Raw genomic sequence first — 14,556 nt, forward strand, 5'->3', positions numbered from 1 at the left:
GAGCACCTGCACGAGGACGGCGACCGCCGCCGCGACGAGCAGCGCGCCAACCGCGTAGGGGAACACGCGGGGGCCGAGCACGTTGCTCGACCCGGCGGGGACCCGAATCGCGGCCGCGCCCAGCAGGACACAGACGCCGATCAGGAGCGCCCCGCCCGCGAACACGAACTCGCCGACGGGCAATCGCCGCGCCGGGGCGCCGCCGGAGCGGGCGGCCCCGGCGTCCTCGGACGCCGGGGCCGCGGAGTACGGGGCGGACATTACTCGGTCAGCCCGATCGCGCCGAGCGTCTCGGTGACCTCCGCAATGTTCTCGGTCAGGAACTCTTCGAAGTCCGCCCCGGAGAGATACGCATCGTCCCAGCCGCGGGTCTTCAGCTCGGCCTGCCAGCCCGCCGAGGCCTGCAACTGCTCGGCGAAGTCGACGAGCGTGGCGGTCTCGGCCTCGTCGAGGCCACCGGGCGCGATGAGGCCCCGCCAGTTGGTCAGCGTCAGGTCGATGCCCTCGTCCTGAATGGTCGGGACCTCGGGGAGGGCGGCCACGGGCTCCGCGGAGGACACGGCGAGGGCGCGCAGGCCCCCGGCCTCGACCTGCTCGGCAAACTCGCCGACCCCGGAGATCCCGGCCTGGACGGTGCCACCGAGCAGCATGGTCACGGCCTCGCCGCCGCCGGAGTTCGCGATGTAGTTCAGGGTGCCGGGGATCTTCTCAGCGGGCACGCCGGACTCCGTGAGGAGCTGGGCCGCGAGGATGTGGTCGGCCCCGCCCGCGGAGCCACCCGTGACGGCGATCTTCGGGCCGTCCTGCACGATCGCGTCGACGAGCTCCTGCAGGGTGGTGTACGGGGAATCCTTCGGGACGACGACCACGAGCGCCTCCTCGGTGAGCCGGGCGATCGGAGTCGTGTCTTCGAGCCGGACATCGGTCGCGTTCGTCTCGACGGCTCCGACCATCACGAGGCCGGTCACCATGAGCGTCGCCGGGTCGTTCTCGGTGGCCAGGGACGCCAGGCCGACGGTGCCGCCAGCGCCGGAGATGTTCGTCACCGGGGCCTTCTTGACGAGGCCCTCGGCCACCCCGACCTGCACGATGGCGCGGGCGGTCTGGTCCCATCCGCCGCCCGGGTCGGCGGGGGCGATGACCTGGACCTGGGCGAGGGGCTCGGCGGAGCCGGCCGGGGCCTCGGCCGTCGGGCCAGCGGAACAGGCCGCGAGCGAGAGCACGGCCGCGGCGGCCAGGACGCCGGTGGCGAGGCGGGCACCGCCTGCGGGCGCGCGGAAACGGGACGGGATTCGCATGGAGACTCCTCATTGAGCGGGCCAATCGGCCGAAGACGCGGGCCGGAAGGCCCGCAGGACTCCGAGGCTAGGTGAGGTGGGCGGCCACACCGGGGTTTCGTTCATAGTGGACGTTTCGGTCATATTGGTCGCGAGCGAGATCGGCCCCGCGGGGTGCGCGGGGCCCCGGCTCCGGCAGAATGAGGGCATGGCCAAAACGATGTCGTTGCGCGCGCAGCTCCTGCTCTGCCAGGTGGCGATCATCCTCGTGACGGTCGTGGCCACGGGCATCGTCGCGGGCACGCTGCAGGAGCGCCAGCTCCGGGATGCCTACCTGGACCGGATGCTCGGCGTCGCACGCTCGGTCGCGAACCTGCCTGCGATCACCGACGCCTTCGACGATCCGGACCCCTCCGCCGCGATCCAGCCCATCGCCGAGGTGATCCGCGAGGCTTCGAAGGTCACGTATGTCGTGGTGACCGACCGCGACGGGATCCGCTTTTCGCACCCGACCCCCGGTCGCATCGGCGAGCGGGTCTCGACGGACCCGGGGGTCGCGCTCTCGGGCCGCGTCTTCGTGGGCACCGAGACGGGGACGCTCGGGGATTCCTGGCGGGCGAAGGTGCCGATCTTCTCGCCCGAGGACCCGGACGAGGTGATCGGACAGGTCTCGGTCGGCATCCTGGAGTCCGACCTCAGCGCGGATTTGCGGGAGGAGATCGGCTGGCTCGTGGTCGCCCTCGTCGTCGCGGCAATCGCGGGCGGGCTCGGGGCGGCCTGGGTGACTCGGCTCATCCGGCGCCGTATTCACGGGCTGGAACCCGAGCAGATCGCTGGGCTGCTGGAGGGCCGGGAGGCGATCCTGCACGGCACGCAGGAGGGGCTGATCGCCTTCGATGACCGGGGTCGGGTGCTGCTCGCCAACGATGCCGCGGGGACCCTGCTCGGCCTGGCGGACCCCTCGGGCGCGGAGGGGCGGCTGGCCGCCGACGTCCTGGAGCCCGAGCTGGCCCGGCTTGCCGTGGCCGGTGACGGCGACGAGCACCTCGTGTTGGCCGGGGAACGCCGACTCATCGCCCGCAGCGACGCCGTTTCCGGGCCGAGCGGCCCGATCGGCACCGCGCTCACGCTCCGGGACCACACCGCGCTCCACGAGACGCTCGCGGAGCTGGAGGGCGCGAACTCGCTGGCCGAGGGGATGCGTGCGCAGGCGCACGAGTTCGCGAACCGCCTGCACGTGATTGGGGGACTCCTGGAGCTGGGCGAGGCGGAGGCCGCGCTCGACTACGTCGGGCGGGTGAGCACCGACGGGCTCCTCGTCACTCTCGGCGAGGCCGAGGCGCTCGGCGGGGAGCTCACGGCGCTGCTGCTGGCCAAGCGAGCCCGGGCCCTGGAACTCGGGGTGCGCCTCGACCTCGACCCCGAGCAGCGCTGGCTCGCGCCCCGCGGGGAGGACCCGCTCCGGGACGACGCCCTCACCGTGGTGGGGAACCTGCTCGACAACGCGATCGAGGCCGCGGGCCCCGGCGGTGCGGTCCGACTGGGGCTCAGCCGGGGCGCGGGGCGGGTGCGGATCGTGGCCGAGGACAGCGGGCCCGGGGTCAACCCGGAGGAACGCGAGCGGGTGTTTCTGCGCGGGGTGAGCAGCAAGGGCGCTGGCGGGGTCCGGGGCCTCGGCCTCACGCTCGTGCGCCGGGTGGCCCGCCGACTCGGCGGGGACGCAACGATCGGCGTCAGCGCCCTCGGCGGGGCCCGGGTCGACGTGGCCTGCGTCGATCCGGCGGCGCGTCCGAGTCCGGGCACGGGGCCCGGGGCGAACACCGAGGCGGGACGATGAGCGGCGCGGGTCCCATCGGCACGGTCATCGTGGACGACGACCGGGCCATCGCCGAGGTACACGCTCGCTTCGTGGCCGCGCACGACGGGTTCCGGGTGCTGGCGACGGCGCACAGCGGACAGGATGCCCTCGACGCGGTCGCTCGGCACCGTCCGGAGCTGATCCTGCTCGACTTTGGGCTACCCGACATTGACGGGCGCGAGGTGCTGCGCCGCGTGCGCTCCTCGGGGCTCGGGACCGTCGAGGTGATCGCGGTCACGGCGGCCCGCGACCTGGAGAGCGTGCGTTTCGCCCGCCTGAACGGGGTGCGGCACTACCTCGTGAAGCCCTTCTCCGCCCGGGAATTGCGCAGCCGCCTCGACGAGGTCGCCGCGCACCGGGCGGAGCAACGCCAGGCCCCGACGACGGGGCTCGCGCAGAGCGAGGTGGACGCGATGCTCACCGGCGGCATCCGGACGGTGTCGCCCACCGCGGTGAGCCCGCTGCCGAAGGGGCTGAGCGCGGTGTCGCTCGATCGCGTGCGTGCCGCCCTGCGCGAGCTCGGAGCGCCAGGCCAGGGGGCCGCGCCCGATGCCTCCGCGGCGGAGCTCGCGCTGATCGTCGGGATGAGCCGGGTGAGCGTGCGGCGCTACCTGGAGTTCCTCGTCGCGATCGGCGACGCGGAGCTGACGCCGCGCTACGGACAGGCGGGGCGGCCGGAGCATCGCTACCGGGGCAGCTGATCGTTCCCCGGCTCGGCGGGTCTGCGAGTGATCGGTCGGGCACCAGCGGGCATCCAGCGAATATCGGTAGCATCACTGCGTGGAAGATATCCTGCTGTACCTGCTCGGCATTGGCATCATTGTCGTTGGCCTTGCCGTCTCGATCGGGCTGCACGAGATCGGCCACCTCCTGCCCGCCAAGCTGTTTCGGGTCAAGGTCACCCAGTACATGGTGGGCTTCGGCAAGACCCTCTGGTCGCGTAAGAAGGGCGAGACCGAGTACGGCGTGAAGCTGCTGCCGCTCGGCGGCTACGTCGCCATGATCGGGATGTACCCGCCCACGAAGCCCGGCGAGGCCGCTCGGGCCTCCTCCACCGGCTTCCTGAACTCGGTGGTCGAGGAGGGCACCCGCCCCGCCGCGAAGCGCCCCGGAGCCGCGCCGGACCAGGCGGGCGACGCGCACCCTGGTACCGACCTGAGCACCGATCTGAGCATCGATCAGAGCACCGACCTGACGCCCGAGTCGGACGCCCCCCAGTCCGGCGGCATGGCCGGGCTCATCGAGGACGCCCGCGCCGCGAGCGCGGAGACGATCACCGCGGGTGACGAGGACCGCGCCTTCTACCGGCTGCCCGCCTGGAAGCGCATCATCGTGATGCTCGGCGGCCCGCTCATGAACCTGCTCCTCGCCTTCGTCTTCTACGCCATCGTGCTCGTGGGCTTCGGGACGCCCCAGCTCAGCACCACGATCGGGAGCGTGAGCGAGTGCGTGTTGCCCGCGTCCAGCGATCGCAGCGAGTGCGCGCCGAGCGACGAACTCGCCCCCGGCGCCGCGGCGGGGATCCTGCCCGGTGACCGCCTGATCTCGCTCAACGGCGCACCCGTGACCGAGTGGGATGACTTCCGCCTCGCGGTCGCGGACGCCCCCGGCGAACCGCTCGCCGTCGTTGTGGAGCGCGACGGGGTCGAGACGCCGGTCAGCCTCACCCCGCGACTCACCGAGCGCTATCAGACGGACGCGCAGGGCACCGTGCTCACGGACGCCAGCGGCACCCCGCTCACCGCCGAGGTCGGCATGGTGGGGCTCACCCCGGCGCAGGAGATGGTGCGCCAGCCCATCACCGCGGTGCCCGCCCAGGTCGGCGAGAACGTCGCGGCCGTGGGCAACATGATTCTGCACCTGCCCCAGCGCATGGTGGACATTTGGCAGGCAGCCTTCGGCTCCGAGGCGCGCGATGCGAACGGCCCGATCAGCGTGGTCGGCGTCGGCCGGGTGGCTGGCGAGCTCGTCTCCACGGACACGATCCCGGTCGCCGACAAGGCACAAACCATGTTCGGGCTGCTCGCCTCCCTGAACGTTGCCCTGTTCGTGTTCAACCTGCTCCCGCTCATGCCGCTCGATGGCGGGCACATCGCGGGCGCGATCTACGAGTCGATCAAGCGCCGGATCGCGAAGATCCGCGGCAAGCCGGACCCCGGACCCGTGGACAGCGCGAAGATGGTTCCCGTCACCCTCGTCGTTGTGGTGCTCATGGGTGCGATGACGCTGCTCCTCGTCTACGCGGACCTCGTCAAGCCCGTTCAGTTCTTCGGGTAGCCGGGGCGCGAAGACATGCCCTCGTACCGGCTGATCCTGAACATCGGGGCGCTGCGAGCGGGCGTGCGCCCCGAGACGCTCCTCCCCGCGGCCCGCGAGGCGGTGGCCGCGCACGCGCTCGTCGAGCACGCCGAGGTGGGCATCCGCCGGGGAGCGGCCGAGCTCACGGTTCGCTTCCTCGCGGACGATCCGCGCGCCGCGCACGCCGTCGCCGAGGCGGCGCTCCCCGCCGTCGCGGCCCTGGCCGAGGTCCCCACGTGGCGCATCACGCATCGGCTCGGCTCCCGCTGGCCGGTTGTGCTCCGCTCCGAACGCCACGGCGGGTGAGCAGCGCTCGCTTGCGCTCACCCGGGACGCCCCGTACCCTGGGTCCGTGAGATTCTTTCCCTTCTTCATCTAACGGCTGAACCGGCCGAACGCGCTCGCGGACCAGTCCGAGCGGCGTCGGCCACGTGTTCCTGGCCCCTCGGGGCCGCCGTTTTCTGCGCCGTGAGCTCGACGCGCGGGTGATCCCAGTACCCCGATCCCCGCGGGATGCAGCGCTGCCGGCCGGGATTTTCCCGGGCGGCGCCGCCTGGTTTTCGAGCCTCGGTGCGCCGTGAAGAAAGAGATCCATGCGTTCCCATCGCACCCCAGCAGAAACGCCGCGCACCGCTCGGCGTGCCGATCCCCGTGTTGATCCCCGTGTTGATCCCGCTGCCGATCCCCGTGTCGACCACGGACCCGCCCCCGCCGTTGGGCACCCCCGCTCGTCAGCGGAACCGCTCCTCCCTCTGGCTCAGCGCCTCCCGGCGCGACAGCGCGCGCAACTGACCGCCGCGGGGGTGAGCGTGCACCGCGGCGGGCGTGCCGTCCTCACCGAGGTGGACCTGACCGTCGTCCCCGGCTCGCGCATTGCCGTCGTCGGCGAGAACGGCCGCGGCAAGAGCACCCTGCTGCACGTGCTCGCGGGCAGGCTGACCCCCGACTCCGGCACGGTGCGGCGCATCGGCACCCTCGGCCTCGCGGAGCAGGAGGTCTCCGTGCGCGGCGAGCGCTCGGTCGGGCACGCGGTGGCCGAGGCGATCGCCCCGGCGCTCGCGGCGTTGCACGCCCTCGACGCCGCCGCGGCCGGGCTCGCGAGTGCCTCGCCGGGCGCGGACGAGCGCTACGCCGCCGCGCTGGCCGACGCGGAAGCCCTCGACGCCTGGGACGCCGAGCGGCGCGTGCGGATCGCCCTCGAAGCCCTCGACGCGGAAACCGCGCCGGAACGGCTCCTCCGCGAGCTCTCCGTTGGGCAGCGCTCCCGGGTGCGCCTGGCCTGCCTGCTCGGGGCCGAGGACGACATGCTGCTGCTCGACGAGCCCACGAACCACCTCGATCGGGGCGGGCTTGACTTTCTGACGGCGCGGCTCCGGGCGCGGCCGGGCGGGGTCGTCGTCGTGAGCCATGACCGGGCGTTGCTGAGCGACGTCGCGGAGACGTTTTTCGACCTGGACCCCTCGCCGGACGGACGCCCGCGCGCCTTCGGGGGCGGCTACGCCGGGTATCGGGCGGGGCGGGCCGCGGAACGGGAACGCTGGGAGCAGGAGTTCGAGCGGCAGCGGGCCGAGCAGGCCCGCCTGCAGGACAGCCTGAGCGCCGCGCAGAACCGCCTCGTGTCCGGATGGCGGCCGGAGAAGGGCACGAACAAGCACGGGCGGGCAACCCGCGCGGGCGGGCTCGTGCAGAGCGTGCACCGTCGGCAGGATCAGCTCGACGCGCACGCGGTGACGGTGCCCGAGCCTCCGCTCCGCTTCCGATTTCCCGAGGTGAGCGTCCGGGGCGGGCTGAGCCTGCTCCGGGCCGAGGGGGTGAGCGTTGCGGGCCGGCTGGCGCCGGTCGCCGAAATCGACCTGGTACGGGGGAGCCGCCTCACGGTGACGGGGCCGAACGGGGCGGGTAAATCCACGCTGCTCGCCCTGCTCGCGGGGGAGCTCACTCCGGACCAGGGCCGGGTACGGCTCACCCCGGGGATCCGGCTGGGGATGCTCCGTCAGGAGACGGCGCTCCCGCCCGAGGCACGGGCCAGCGCGCTCTTCGCCGCGCACCGTGACGCGCTCGTCGCGGCGGGGGTCTTGCCCGAGGCCGACGCGGTTGGCCTCGCCGCGCTCGGCCTGCTCAGCGCCCGGGAAACCGGGAAGCGCGTGGGCGAGCTGTCGACCGGGCAGCAACGCCGCCTCGGGCTGGCGATGGTGTTGGCCGCGCGGCCGCAGGTGCTCCTCCTCGATGAGCCGACGAACCACCTCTCGGTTGCCCTGGTGGACGAGCTCGCCGAAGCCCTCGCCGCGACCGAAGCCGCCGTGGTGCTGAGCACGCACGACCGCCAGCTCCTCCGCGACGTGGCCCACTGGCCTGCCCTGCGCCTCACCGGGGCCGCCCCGCACGGGTGAGCGGCCCCGCGAGCGAACGCTACGCGCCGATGCCGAGGAGCTTCTTGACCCGGGCCACGTGGCCGGTCGCCTTGATGTTGTAGAGCGCGTGCTCGATCGCGCCGTCGGCGCCGATCACGAAGGTGGAGCGGATGACGCCCTGCACGACCTTCCCGTAGTTCATCTTGTCGCCGTATGCGCCGTAGGCGATGTGGGTGCCCAGCTCGGGGTCGCTCAGCAGGGGGTAGTCCAGGCTGTCGCGCTCGGCGAACCGCAGCTGCTTCTCGACGGTGTCCTTCGAGATCCCGAAGACGCGGTACCCGGCCTCGGCGAAGCCCGCGACGGAGTCGCGGAAATCGCAGGCCTCGGTCGTGCATCCCGGGGTCATTGCCGCGGGGTAGAAGAACAGCACCACGCCGGTGCCGCGCAGCTCGCTGAGCGTGTGCGTCGTGCCGTTCTGGTCGGTCAGGGTGAAGTCGGGGGCCGGGTCACCGGCGGTGAGGAGGGTGCGATCGGTCATGCTCCCAGCCTAGCCGGGCACCGCTGACCGCGCCCGAACCGCCGACCCGCCGACTCGCGGACCGGCGGACCTGGAGGATCCGCACCCGGCTAGTCGCGGTCCTCCAGGAGGCGGCGCAGGGACTCGACCCGGCCGGCGCCGGTCACGTCGAGGGCACCGGAGCGGATCGCCTCGTCCAGGGCACAGTTCGGGGCATCGCTCAGGTGGGTGCAGCCGCGCGGGCAGCCGCGCATGACCTCCTCCAGTTCGCGGAAGCCCTTCAGGATGCCCTCGGGGGTGACATGCCCGAGGCCAAAGGAGCGCACGCCCGGGGTATCGATGACCCAGCCGTTGCCCTTCGGGGTGTCCAGGCGCAGGCTCACGGTCGAGGAGGACGTGTGCCGTCCCCGCCCCGTGACCACGTTCACGTGCCCCGTCGCCCGATCCGCTTCGGGCACGAGCGCGTTGATCAGGGTGGACTTGCCCACGCCGGAGTGCCCGACGAACACGGTCTCGTGGCCGACGAGGGCCCGGCCGATGGCCTCGACGGGCTCCGCGCCCTGCGCGCTCAGGAAGGTGGGGACGTCGAGGGCCGCGAAGTGGGCCAGGAACTCGCTGGGGTCCGCGAGGTCGGTCTTGGTGACGCACAGCAGGGGCTGCAGGCCCGCGTCGTAGGCGGCCACGAGGTAGCGGTCCACGAGGCGCACCCGCGGCTCGGGGTTCGCCGCGGCCACGACGATGAGCATCTGATCCGCGTTCGCGACGATGACCCGCTCCACGCGATCGCTGTCGTCGGCGCTGCGCCGGAGCAGGGTCGTCCGATCGTCGATCGAGACGATGCGGGCGAGGCTCCCTGCGTCTCCCGAGGTGTCGCCGACGAGTTGCACGCGGTCACCCGTCACGATCGAGGTCTTGGTGAGCTCCCGGGCCCGGGCGGCGGTGACCTGCCGTTCGGGGTCGGCCGATTCGGGCACGCCCGCGGCCACGAGCACGCTGTAGCGGCCCCGATCCACGCCCGTGATCATCCCGGTCACCGAGTCCGCGTGGTCCGGGCGGCGCTTCGTGCGCGGCCGGTTCGCCTTCGGGTTCGGGCGGGACCGGATCTGCGATTCGTCATAGTCGCCGTAGGGCTCGTCGGGCTCCGCCTCGTCGCTCCACCAGCTCATGCGTCGGGGGTCGCCTCAGCGCTCGGGGCCGGCTCGGGCGAGGCCGTGGCGACCATCGTGGCCCAGAGCTCCGTGAACTGCGGCAGGGTCTTCGCCGTGGTCTCCACGTCGTCCACCGTGACGCCGGGCACGCGCAGCCCGATCAGGGCGCCCGTCGTGGCCATCCGGTGATCCTCGTAGCTCAGCCAGCGCGCGCCGCGCAGCTCGGCGGGCTCGGTCCGGATCCCCTCGGGCAGCTCGGTGACGGCGGAGCCGATCCGGTCGAGCTCGGTCGCGAGCGCGGCGATCCGGTCGGTCTCGTGGTGCCGGATGTGGCCGATGCCGCTGATCTCGGCGGGGCCCTCCGCGAGCGCCGCGAGGCCGATCGCGGTGGGGGACAGCTCCCCGGCCGCGCCGAGGTCGAGGCGAGTGCCCCGGACCACGCCCGTGCCGGTGACCGTGAGCGCGTCGCCGTCGAGGCTGACCGCGCCGCCGAAGGCGGGGAGGATCTCGCGCAGGTGGTCGCCCACCTGCGTCGTGTCGCTCGGCCAGCCGGTGATCGTGACGCGGCCGCCCGCGACGACCGCCGCGGCGAGGAAGGGGGCAGCGTTCGAGAGATCGGGCTCGATGTCGCGGGTCTCGGCCCGGATCGGGCCGGGCTCCACGACCCACTCGCCGGGGGCGGGGGAAGAACAGGCCACGCCGCGGCGGCGCAGGGTGTCGAGGGTCATCTCGATGTGCGGCACGCTCGGCAGGCGCTCCCCGGTGTGCACGACGTGCACGCCCTCCGCGAAGCGGGGCGCGGACAGCAGCAGGCCGGACACGAACTGGCTGGAGAGCGAGGCGTCGAGCTCGACGCGACCGCCGCGCATCGTGCCCGTGCCGTGCACCGTGAACGGCAGCTTGCCGCGGCCCTCGTCGGCGATGTCGGCCCCCAGCTCTCGCAGGGCGTCGAGGATCGCGCGCATGGGGCGACGGCGGGCGGACTCGTCGCCGTCGAAGGCGGTGGGGCCGAGGGCGAGCGCGGCCACGGAGGGCACGAAGCGCATGACGGTGCCCGCGAGGCCGCAGGCGATGCTCGTGGACCCGAGCAGTTCCTCGGCGGGGGTGACGAGCCAGTCCGGGCCGAAGGCGCCGTCACCCGGCACCTCCTCGATGCCCACGCCGAGAGCGCGGAGGGCCTCCACCATGAGCTGGCTGTCCCGGGAGTGCAGGGGGCGACGCAGCAGGCCGGGGCCGTCCGCGAGGGCGGCGAGGACGAGTTCGCGATTGGTGAGCGACTTCGAGCCCGGCAGTTGCAGGGTCGCGTTCAGGGGGCCGGCCGCGACGGGGGCGGGCCAGGCTGCGGGGCGCTCGGGATCCCCGGCTGCGTTGCCAGCCGGATCCTCATCGTCTTTACGGGAATATTTCGCGGTGAACATTGGTTCCTAACCATACCGGAGTTCCCCCCATCCGGCCCGAGAAACCCCCGCGACACCTCCCGCAACCGATGCCCCGAAGAGTAAGGAACCCGATCCCATGCCGGCTACGATCAGCGCGTTCGCGGATCCCGTGCTGACCGCAGGCCTAGGATTGCTGAGTATGGCTCACACTGAGGACTCGATCGACGCGCGCTTTGAGCGTGACGCCTTGCCGTACCTGGACCAGCTCTACGGGGCCGCCATGAAAATGACGCGGAACCCGGCCGATGCCCAGGACCTCATCCAGGAGACCTTCTTGAAGGCGTACTCCGCATTTTCGTCCTTCACCGAGGGCACGAACCTGAAGGCCTGGCTGTACCGGATCATGACCAACAGCTACATCAACACCTACCGCAAGCGCCAACGCGAGCCCTACCTCGGGGTCGTCGAGGAGCTGGAGGACTGGCAGATGGGCGGCGCGGAGTCGACGACCGCGATGTCCTCGCGCTCCGCCGAGGCCGAGGCGATCGATCAGATGCCCGCCTCGGTGGTGACGGATGCGCTGAACTCGATCCCCGAAGATTTCCGTCTCGCCGTGTACCTGGCGGACGTGGAAGGCTTCTCCTACCAGGAGATCGCCGACATTATGAACACCCCGACCGGGACGGTGATGAGCCGACTACACCGCGGTCGGAAGCTGTTGCGCGGCCTGCTCGCGGACTACGCGGCTGAGCAGGGCGTCGGCGTGAAGGAGGAAAAACGATGAGCGACTGCGGTTGCGACAGCGCGCGCGACGCGCTCGAAGAGTTCATCCGGAACGAGCTCGATGATGTGCAAATCGGCGAGATCCGGGCGCACCTGGAGATCTGCCCCGACTGCTCCGACGAGCAGCGGGTCGCCGAGCGGCTCAGGGAGGCCGTGCAGCGCGCCTGCCGCGAGCCCGCCCCGCCGAGCCTGCGCGAGGTGATCCTCGAAAACCTCCGCGAGAAGCACACCCCGGCCTAGGCTCGGGAACCGGGACCGCCCCGGGGGCTCCCGCGAGGAACTGCTCGCCGCCTGGCGACCGTCTCGCGCCCGCCCGATCGAGGAGCGCGGCCGGGCCTGATTGCCGGCGCGCCCCAGGATCCGCGGCCCTAGCGCTCGGCGTCCGACCGGGGCGAGGCGATCACGGGGATCGCGGCCGTCTCGTCGACGAGCTCGAAGCGTTTCCGCCCGCTCCCGCGCACCAGGAATCGGTAGGCCAGCGCGAGCAGGGCGAGCCAGATCAGCCCGACCACGAGCGCCGGACGGGTGGCCTCGACCGCGCCGATCATCACCACAACAAAGATGATGAAGGCGACGGTCAGATACGAGGCCCCGGGCCACAGGGGCACGGGGAACTCGCTCGGCAACCGGTTCTCGCGGGCGATTTCGCGCTTCATCGCGATGTGTGAGCAGAGGATCATGAGCCAGACCACGACCGTCGCGAAGGTGGCGAGCGCGGCGATCAGGAAGAAGATCTGGTCCTGGAACCAGACGTTCAGGAGCACGCCGATCAGGAGCGCCCCCACCATCGTCAGCACCGTGAGGTACGGCACGCCGTTCCGGGAGATCCGGGTGAAGGCCTTCGGGGCCTGGCCCTGCTCGGCGAGGCCGTGCATCATCCGGCAGGCGCCGAAGATGTCGGCGTTGATCGCGGACACCGCCGCCGTGATGACGACCGCGTTGAGAATGTGCGCGGCCCCGGTCAGCCCCAGGCTGTCAAAGATCGAGACGAACGGGCTCGCCTGGCCGTCGATCGTGTTCCACGGCTGGATGGACATGATGACGCCGAGCGTGAGGACGTAGAACAGCAGGATGCGCACGGGCACCGAGTTGATGGCCTTCGGGATGACCCGCTTCGGGTTCTGCGCCTCGCCCGCGGTGATGCCGATGACCTCGATCCCGCCAAAGGCGAACATCACGATGGTGAAGCAGGCGAGGAAACCGACGAGGCCGTTCGGGAACAGGCCACCGTGCTCGAAGAGGTTGTTCAGCCCGGCCGCGCCCTCGCTCTGGTTGCCGAGGCCGAAGATGATGATCGCGATCCCGCCCGCGATCATCGCGATGATCGCGGTGATCTTGATGAGCGAGAGCCAGAATTCGAGCTCGCCGAAGACCTTGACGCTGATCAGGTTGATCGCGGCGATGAACAAGACGAGGGCGAGAATCCAGATCCAGCGATCCACATCCGGGAACCAGAAGCCCATGTAGACGCCGAAGGCCGTGACATCGGCGAGGGCGACCACGAACATCTCGAAGGTGTAGGTCCAGCCGGTCAGGAACCCGGCGAACGGACCGAGGTAGCGCGAGGCGTACTGGCCGAAGGAGCCCGACACGGGGTGGCGCACGGCCATCTCGCCCAGGGCACGCATCACCATGAACACGGCCGCGCCGCCGATCATATACGCGAGGAGGACGCTCGGGCCGGCGGTCTGGATGGCCCCCGCGGAGCCGTAAAAGAGCCCGGTGCCGATCGCGGAGCCGAGCGCCATGAAGCGGATGTGTCGCGCGGTGAGCCCGCGGCGCAGCGCGCCGCTCATCGGGTCCGGCCGAGCGCGTCGCCGCCGAGGCGGTGGGCGAGACCGGTGGCGGCCTCCAGGACGAGCAACGCCGCCAGCCGCACGGTGCGCCCGTCCGGGGTGTCGGCGGCCGCGTCGATCTCGGTCAGGTCGAGGGAGCGCACGCGGGCGTCCCCCGCGAGCAGCCGCACCGAGCGGCGCAGCTCTGCGGCGCTCAGGCCGCCGGGGACGGAGGCCGGGCACGCGGGCACGACGGCCCGGTCGCACACGTCCACGTCGATGTCCACGTGGACGGGGCCCCCGCCCGCGCCCGCGATCTCAAGGGCGTCGCCCACGATGTCCGCGAGGGGGCGGTCGAAGAACGCGTCCCGGTGGATCACGGTGATGCCGAGGTCCCGGGCGCGCTGGCGGTACGGGGCGGAGTTCGCGAAGTCCGCGATGCCGACCTGCACGATCCGCCGCGGGTCCAGCCCCGCCTCGACGAGGCGGCGCACGGGGGAGCCGTTGCTGACCCCGTCGCGGAGGTCGTGGTGCGCGTCGAAGGTGATGAGCCCGGCGGTGGCCAGGTCCGGCCCGAAGCCGCCGAGCGCCGCGGGTATGGTCGCCGCGTTATCGCCGCCAAGGGCGACCACGAGGGCGCTGCGCGCGTGCAGCGCCGCAATCGTCGCCGTCGCGGCGACCTCGCCGTCCGGGGTGTCGGGGTCGGGCACATCGCCCGCGTCGCGCAGGCGCAGCGCCTCCCCGAGCACGGTGTCGGCGACGCCGTCGAGCGAGACGCTGTGCTCGGAATAGCGGCGGAGGGCCGCGCGGATCGCCGCCGGCGTCGTGTGCGCCTGGGTTGCGGACAGGGACGTGCGGCTCGTGGGGACGCCGACCAGCATCAGATCGACGGCCTCGCTGCCGTCATCGACCGGCCAGTCTCCGGCGCGAGGCCAGAGCGGGTCGTGTGGGAGGGGAGAAGAGGTCATGCTCCGACGGTACCAAGCGCGGGGGGCCGAACAGAACGAGGGGGGCGCGGGTTGCTGTCTGGACGCCCAGACGCGGGAAGGCGGCGCGCCGGACTCCATGTCTGGAATCCCAGACAACACCCTGCCGTCTCCGATGGTGTCTGAACCCGAAATAGAGTCAAATCGAAGCATGAGTACTCAGACCCCCGTTGTCCTCGGCGAT

General features: G+C 72.1%; 13 protein-coding genes and 1 pseudogene. 7 read left to right on the plus strand and 7 right to left on the minus strand.

The genetic code is table 11. The features are described 5' to 3' along the window. Positions 1–261 (minus strand): annotated as a pseudogene (locus OOT08_RS12830) (tripartite tricarboxylate transporter TctB family protein); the annotation flags it as partial. Further along, complete coding sequence (locus OOT08_RS12835) at positions 261–1,298, minus strand: Bug family tripartite tricarboxylate transporter substrate binding protein (RefSeq protein ID WP_325093134.1); 1,038 nt, start codon at positions 1,296–1,298, stop codon at positions 261–263. The gene OOT08_RS12835 and the pseudogene OOT08_RS12830, both read right to left, overlap by 1 nt. Positions 1,299–1,485: 187 nt before the next feature. On the opposite strand from OOT08_RS12835, the gene OOT08_RS12840 reads away from it, so the two are divergent. From OOT08_RS12840 to OOT08_RS12860, 5 genes are all read left to right on the plus strand, one after another. Further along, positions 1,486–3,114: a sensor histidine kinase gene (locus tag OOT08_RS12840; protein ID WP_325093135.1), complete on the plus strand. Its 1,629-nt coding sequence runs from the start codon at positions 1,486–1,488 to the stop codon at positions 3,112–3,114. Further along, positions 3,111–3,836 carry a response regulator gene (locus OOT08_RS12845; protein WP_325093136.1) on the plus strand — a complete coding sequence of 242 codons (726 nt, stop codon included), beginning with the start codon at positions 3,111–3,113 and terminating at the stop codon, positions 3,834–3,836. The genes OOT08_RS12840 and OOT08_RS12845 overlap by 4 nt, the downstream gene beginning before the upstream one ends. Positions 3,837–3,915: 79 nt before the next feature. Next, complete coding sequence (locus tag OOT08_RS12850) at positions 3,916–5,412, plus strand: M50 family metallopeptidase (protein WP_325093138.1); 1,497 nt, start codon at positions 3,916–3,918, stop codon at positions 5,410–5,412. Positions 5,413–5,427: 15 nt separating this feature from the next. Then, the gene (locus OOT08_RS12855) at positions 5,428–5,739 is read left to right on the plus strand and encodes a hypothetical protein (protein ID WP_325093139.1); all 312 of its coding nucleotides are present in this window, start codon (positions 5,428–5,430) and stop codon (positions 5,737–5,739) included. A 446-nt stretch (positions 5,740–6,185) separates the two neighbouring features. After that, positions 6,186–7,823, plus strand: a complete 1,638-nt coding sequence (locus OOT08_RS12860) for an ATP-binding cassette domain-containing protein (RefSeq protein WP_336638333.1) — start codon at positions 6,186–6,188, stop codon at positions 7,821–7,823. A 19-nt stretch (positions 7,824–7,842) separates the two neighbouring features. Here OOT08_RS12860 and OOT08_RS12865 read toward each other — a convergent pair whose 3' ends face one another. The 3 genes from OOT08_RS12865 to aroA form a co-directional block, all read right to left on the minus strand. Next, positions 7,843–8,322, minus strand: coding sequence for a peroxiredoxin (locus tag OOT08_RS12865; protein ID WP_325093141.1), 480 nt, complete (start codon positions 8,320–8,322; stop codon positions 7,843–7,845). Between the two features lie 89 nt (positions 8,323–8,411). Beyond that, entirely contained in the window at positions 8,412–9,467 is a 1,056-nt protein-coding gene (gene rsgA / locus OOT08_RS12870) for a ribosome small subunit-dependent GTPase A (protein ID WP_325093142.1), read from the minus strand. Then, on the minus strand, positions 9,464–10,867 hold the full coding sequence (gene aroA / locus OOT08_RS12875) for a 3-phosphoshikimate 1-carboxyvinyltransferase (protein WP_325093143.1): 1,404 nt from the start codon (positions 10,865–10,867) through the stop codon (positions 9,464–9,466). Before aroA ends, rsgA begins: the two co-directional genes overlap by 4 nt. 160 nt (positions 10,868–11,027) lie before the next feature. On the opposite strand from aroA, the gene OOT08_RS12880 reads away from it, so the two are divergent. Together OOT08_RS12880 and OOT08_RS12885 are read left to right on the plus strand one after the other, a co-directional pair. Beyond that, on the plus strand, positions 11,028–11,612 hold the full coding sequence (locus OOT08_RS12880) for a sigma-70 family RNA polymerase sigma factor (protein ID WP_325093145.1): 585 nt from the start codon (positions 11,028–11,030) through the stop codon (positions 11,610–11,612). Continuing rightward, on the plus strand, positions 11,609–11,851 hold the full coding sequence (locus OOT08_RS12885; protein ID WP_325093146.1) for a zf-HC2 domain-containing protein: 243 nt from the start codon (positions 11,609–11,611) through the stop codon (positions 11,849–11,851). The genes OOT08_RS12880 and OOT08_RS12885 overlap by 4 nt, the downstream gene beginning before the upstream one ends. 128 nt (positions 11,852–11,979) lie before the next feature. Here the strand turns inward: OOT08_RS12885 and OOT08_RS12890 are convergent, their stop codons facing one another. Together OOT08_RS12890 and OOT08_RS12895 are read right to left on the minus strand one after the other, a co-directional pair. Further along, the gene (locus tag OOT08_RS12890; protein ID WP_325093148.1) at positions 11,980–13,407 is read right to left on the minus strand and encodes an amino acid permease; all 1,428 of its coding nucleotides are present in this window, start codon (positions 13,405–13,407) and stop codon (positions 11,980–11,982) included. Further along, positions 13,404–14,354: an arginase family protein gene (locus tag OOT08_RS12895; protein ID WP_325093150.1), complete on the minus strand. Its 951-nt coding sequence runs from the start codon at positions 14,352–14,354 to the stop codon at positions 13,404–13,406. Before OOT08_RS12895 ends, OOT08_RS12890 begins: the two co-directional genes overlap by 4 nt. Positions 14,355–14,556: the final 202 nt, after the last annotated feature.

Origin of the sequence: Leucobacter sp. M11 (genome assembly GCF_035726885.1) — a bacterium.
GTDB lineage: Bacteria > Actinomycetota > Actinomycetes > Actinomycetales > Microbacteriaceae > JAPFRB01.

Bases quoted from the DNA above. Each gene is read 5' to 3' on its own strand.
- OOT08_RS12835 (WP_325093134.1), bottom strand. From the start codon at position 1,298: ATGCGAATCCCGTCCCGTTTCCGCGCGCCCGCAGGCGGTGCCCGCCTC.
- OOT08_RS12840 (WP_325093135.1), top strand. From the start codon at position 1,486: ATGGCCAAAACGATGTCGTTGCGCGCGCAGCTCCTGCTCTGCCAGGTG.
- OOT08_RS12845 (WP_325093136.1), top strand. From the start codon at position 3,111: ATGAGCGGCGCGGGTCCCATCGGCACGGTCATCGTGGACGACGACCGG.
- OOT08_RS12855 (WP_325093139.1), top strand. From the start codon at position 5,428: ATGCCCTCGTACCGGCTGATCCTGAACATCGGGGCGCTGCGAGCGGGC.
- OOT08_RS12865 (WP_325093141.1), bottom strand. From the start codon at position 8,322: ATGACCGATCGCACCCTCCTCACCGCCGGTGACCCGGCCCCCGACTTC.
- rsgA (WP_325093142.1), bottom strand. From the start codon at position 9,467: ATGAGCTGGTGGAGCGACGAGGCGGAGCCCGACGAGCCCTACGGCGAC.
- aroA (WP_325093143.1), bottom strand. From the start codon at position 10,867: ATGTTCACCGCGAAATATTCCCGTAAAGACGATGAGGATCCGGCTGGC.
- OOT08_RS12880 (WP_325093145.1), top strand. From the start codon at position 11,028: ATGGCTCACACTGAGGACTCGATCGACGCGCGCTTTGAGCGTGACGCC.
- OOT08_RS12885 (WP_325093146.1), top strand. From the start codon at position 11,609: ATGAGCGACTGCGGTTGCGACAGCGCGCGCGACGCGCTCGAAGAGTTC.
- OOT08_RS12890 (WP_325093148.1), bottom strand. From the start codon at position 13,407: ATGAGCGGCGCGCTGCGCCGCGGGCTCACCGCGCGACACATCCGCTTC.
- OOT08_RS12895 (WP_325093150.1), bottom strand. From the start codon at position 14,354: ATGACCTCTTCTCCCCTCCCACACGACCCGCTCTGGCCTCGCGCCGGA.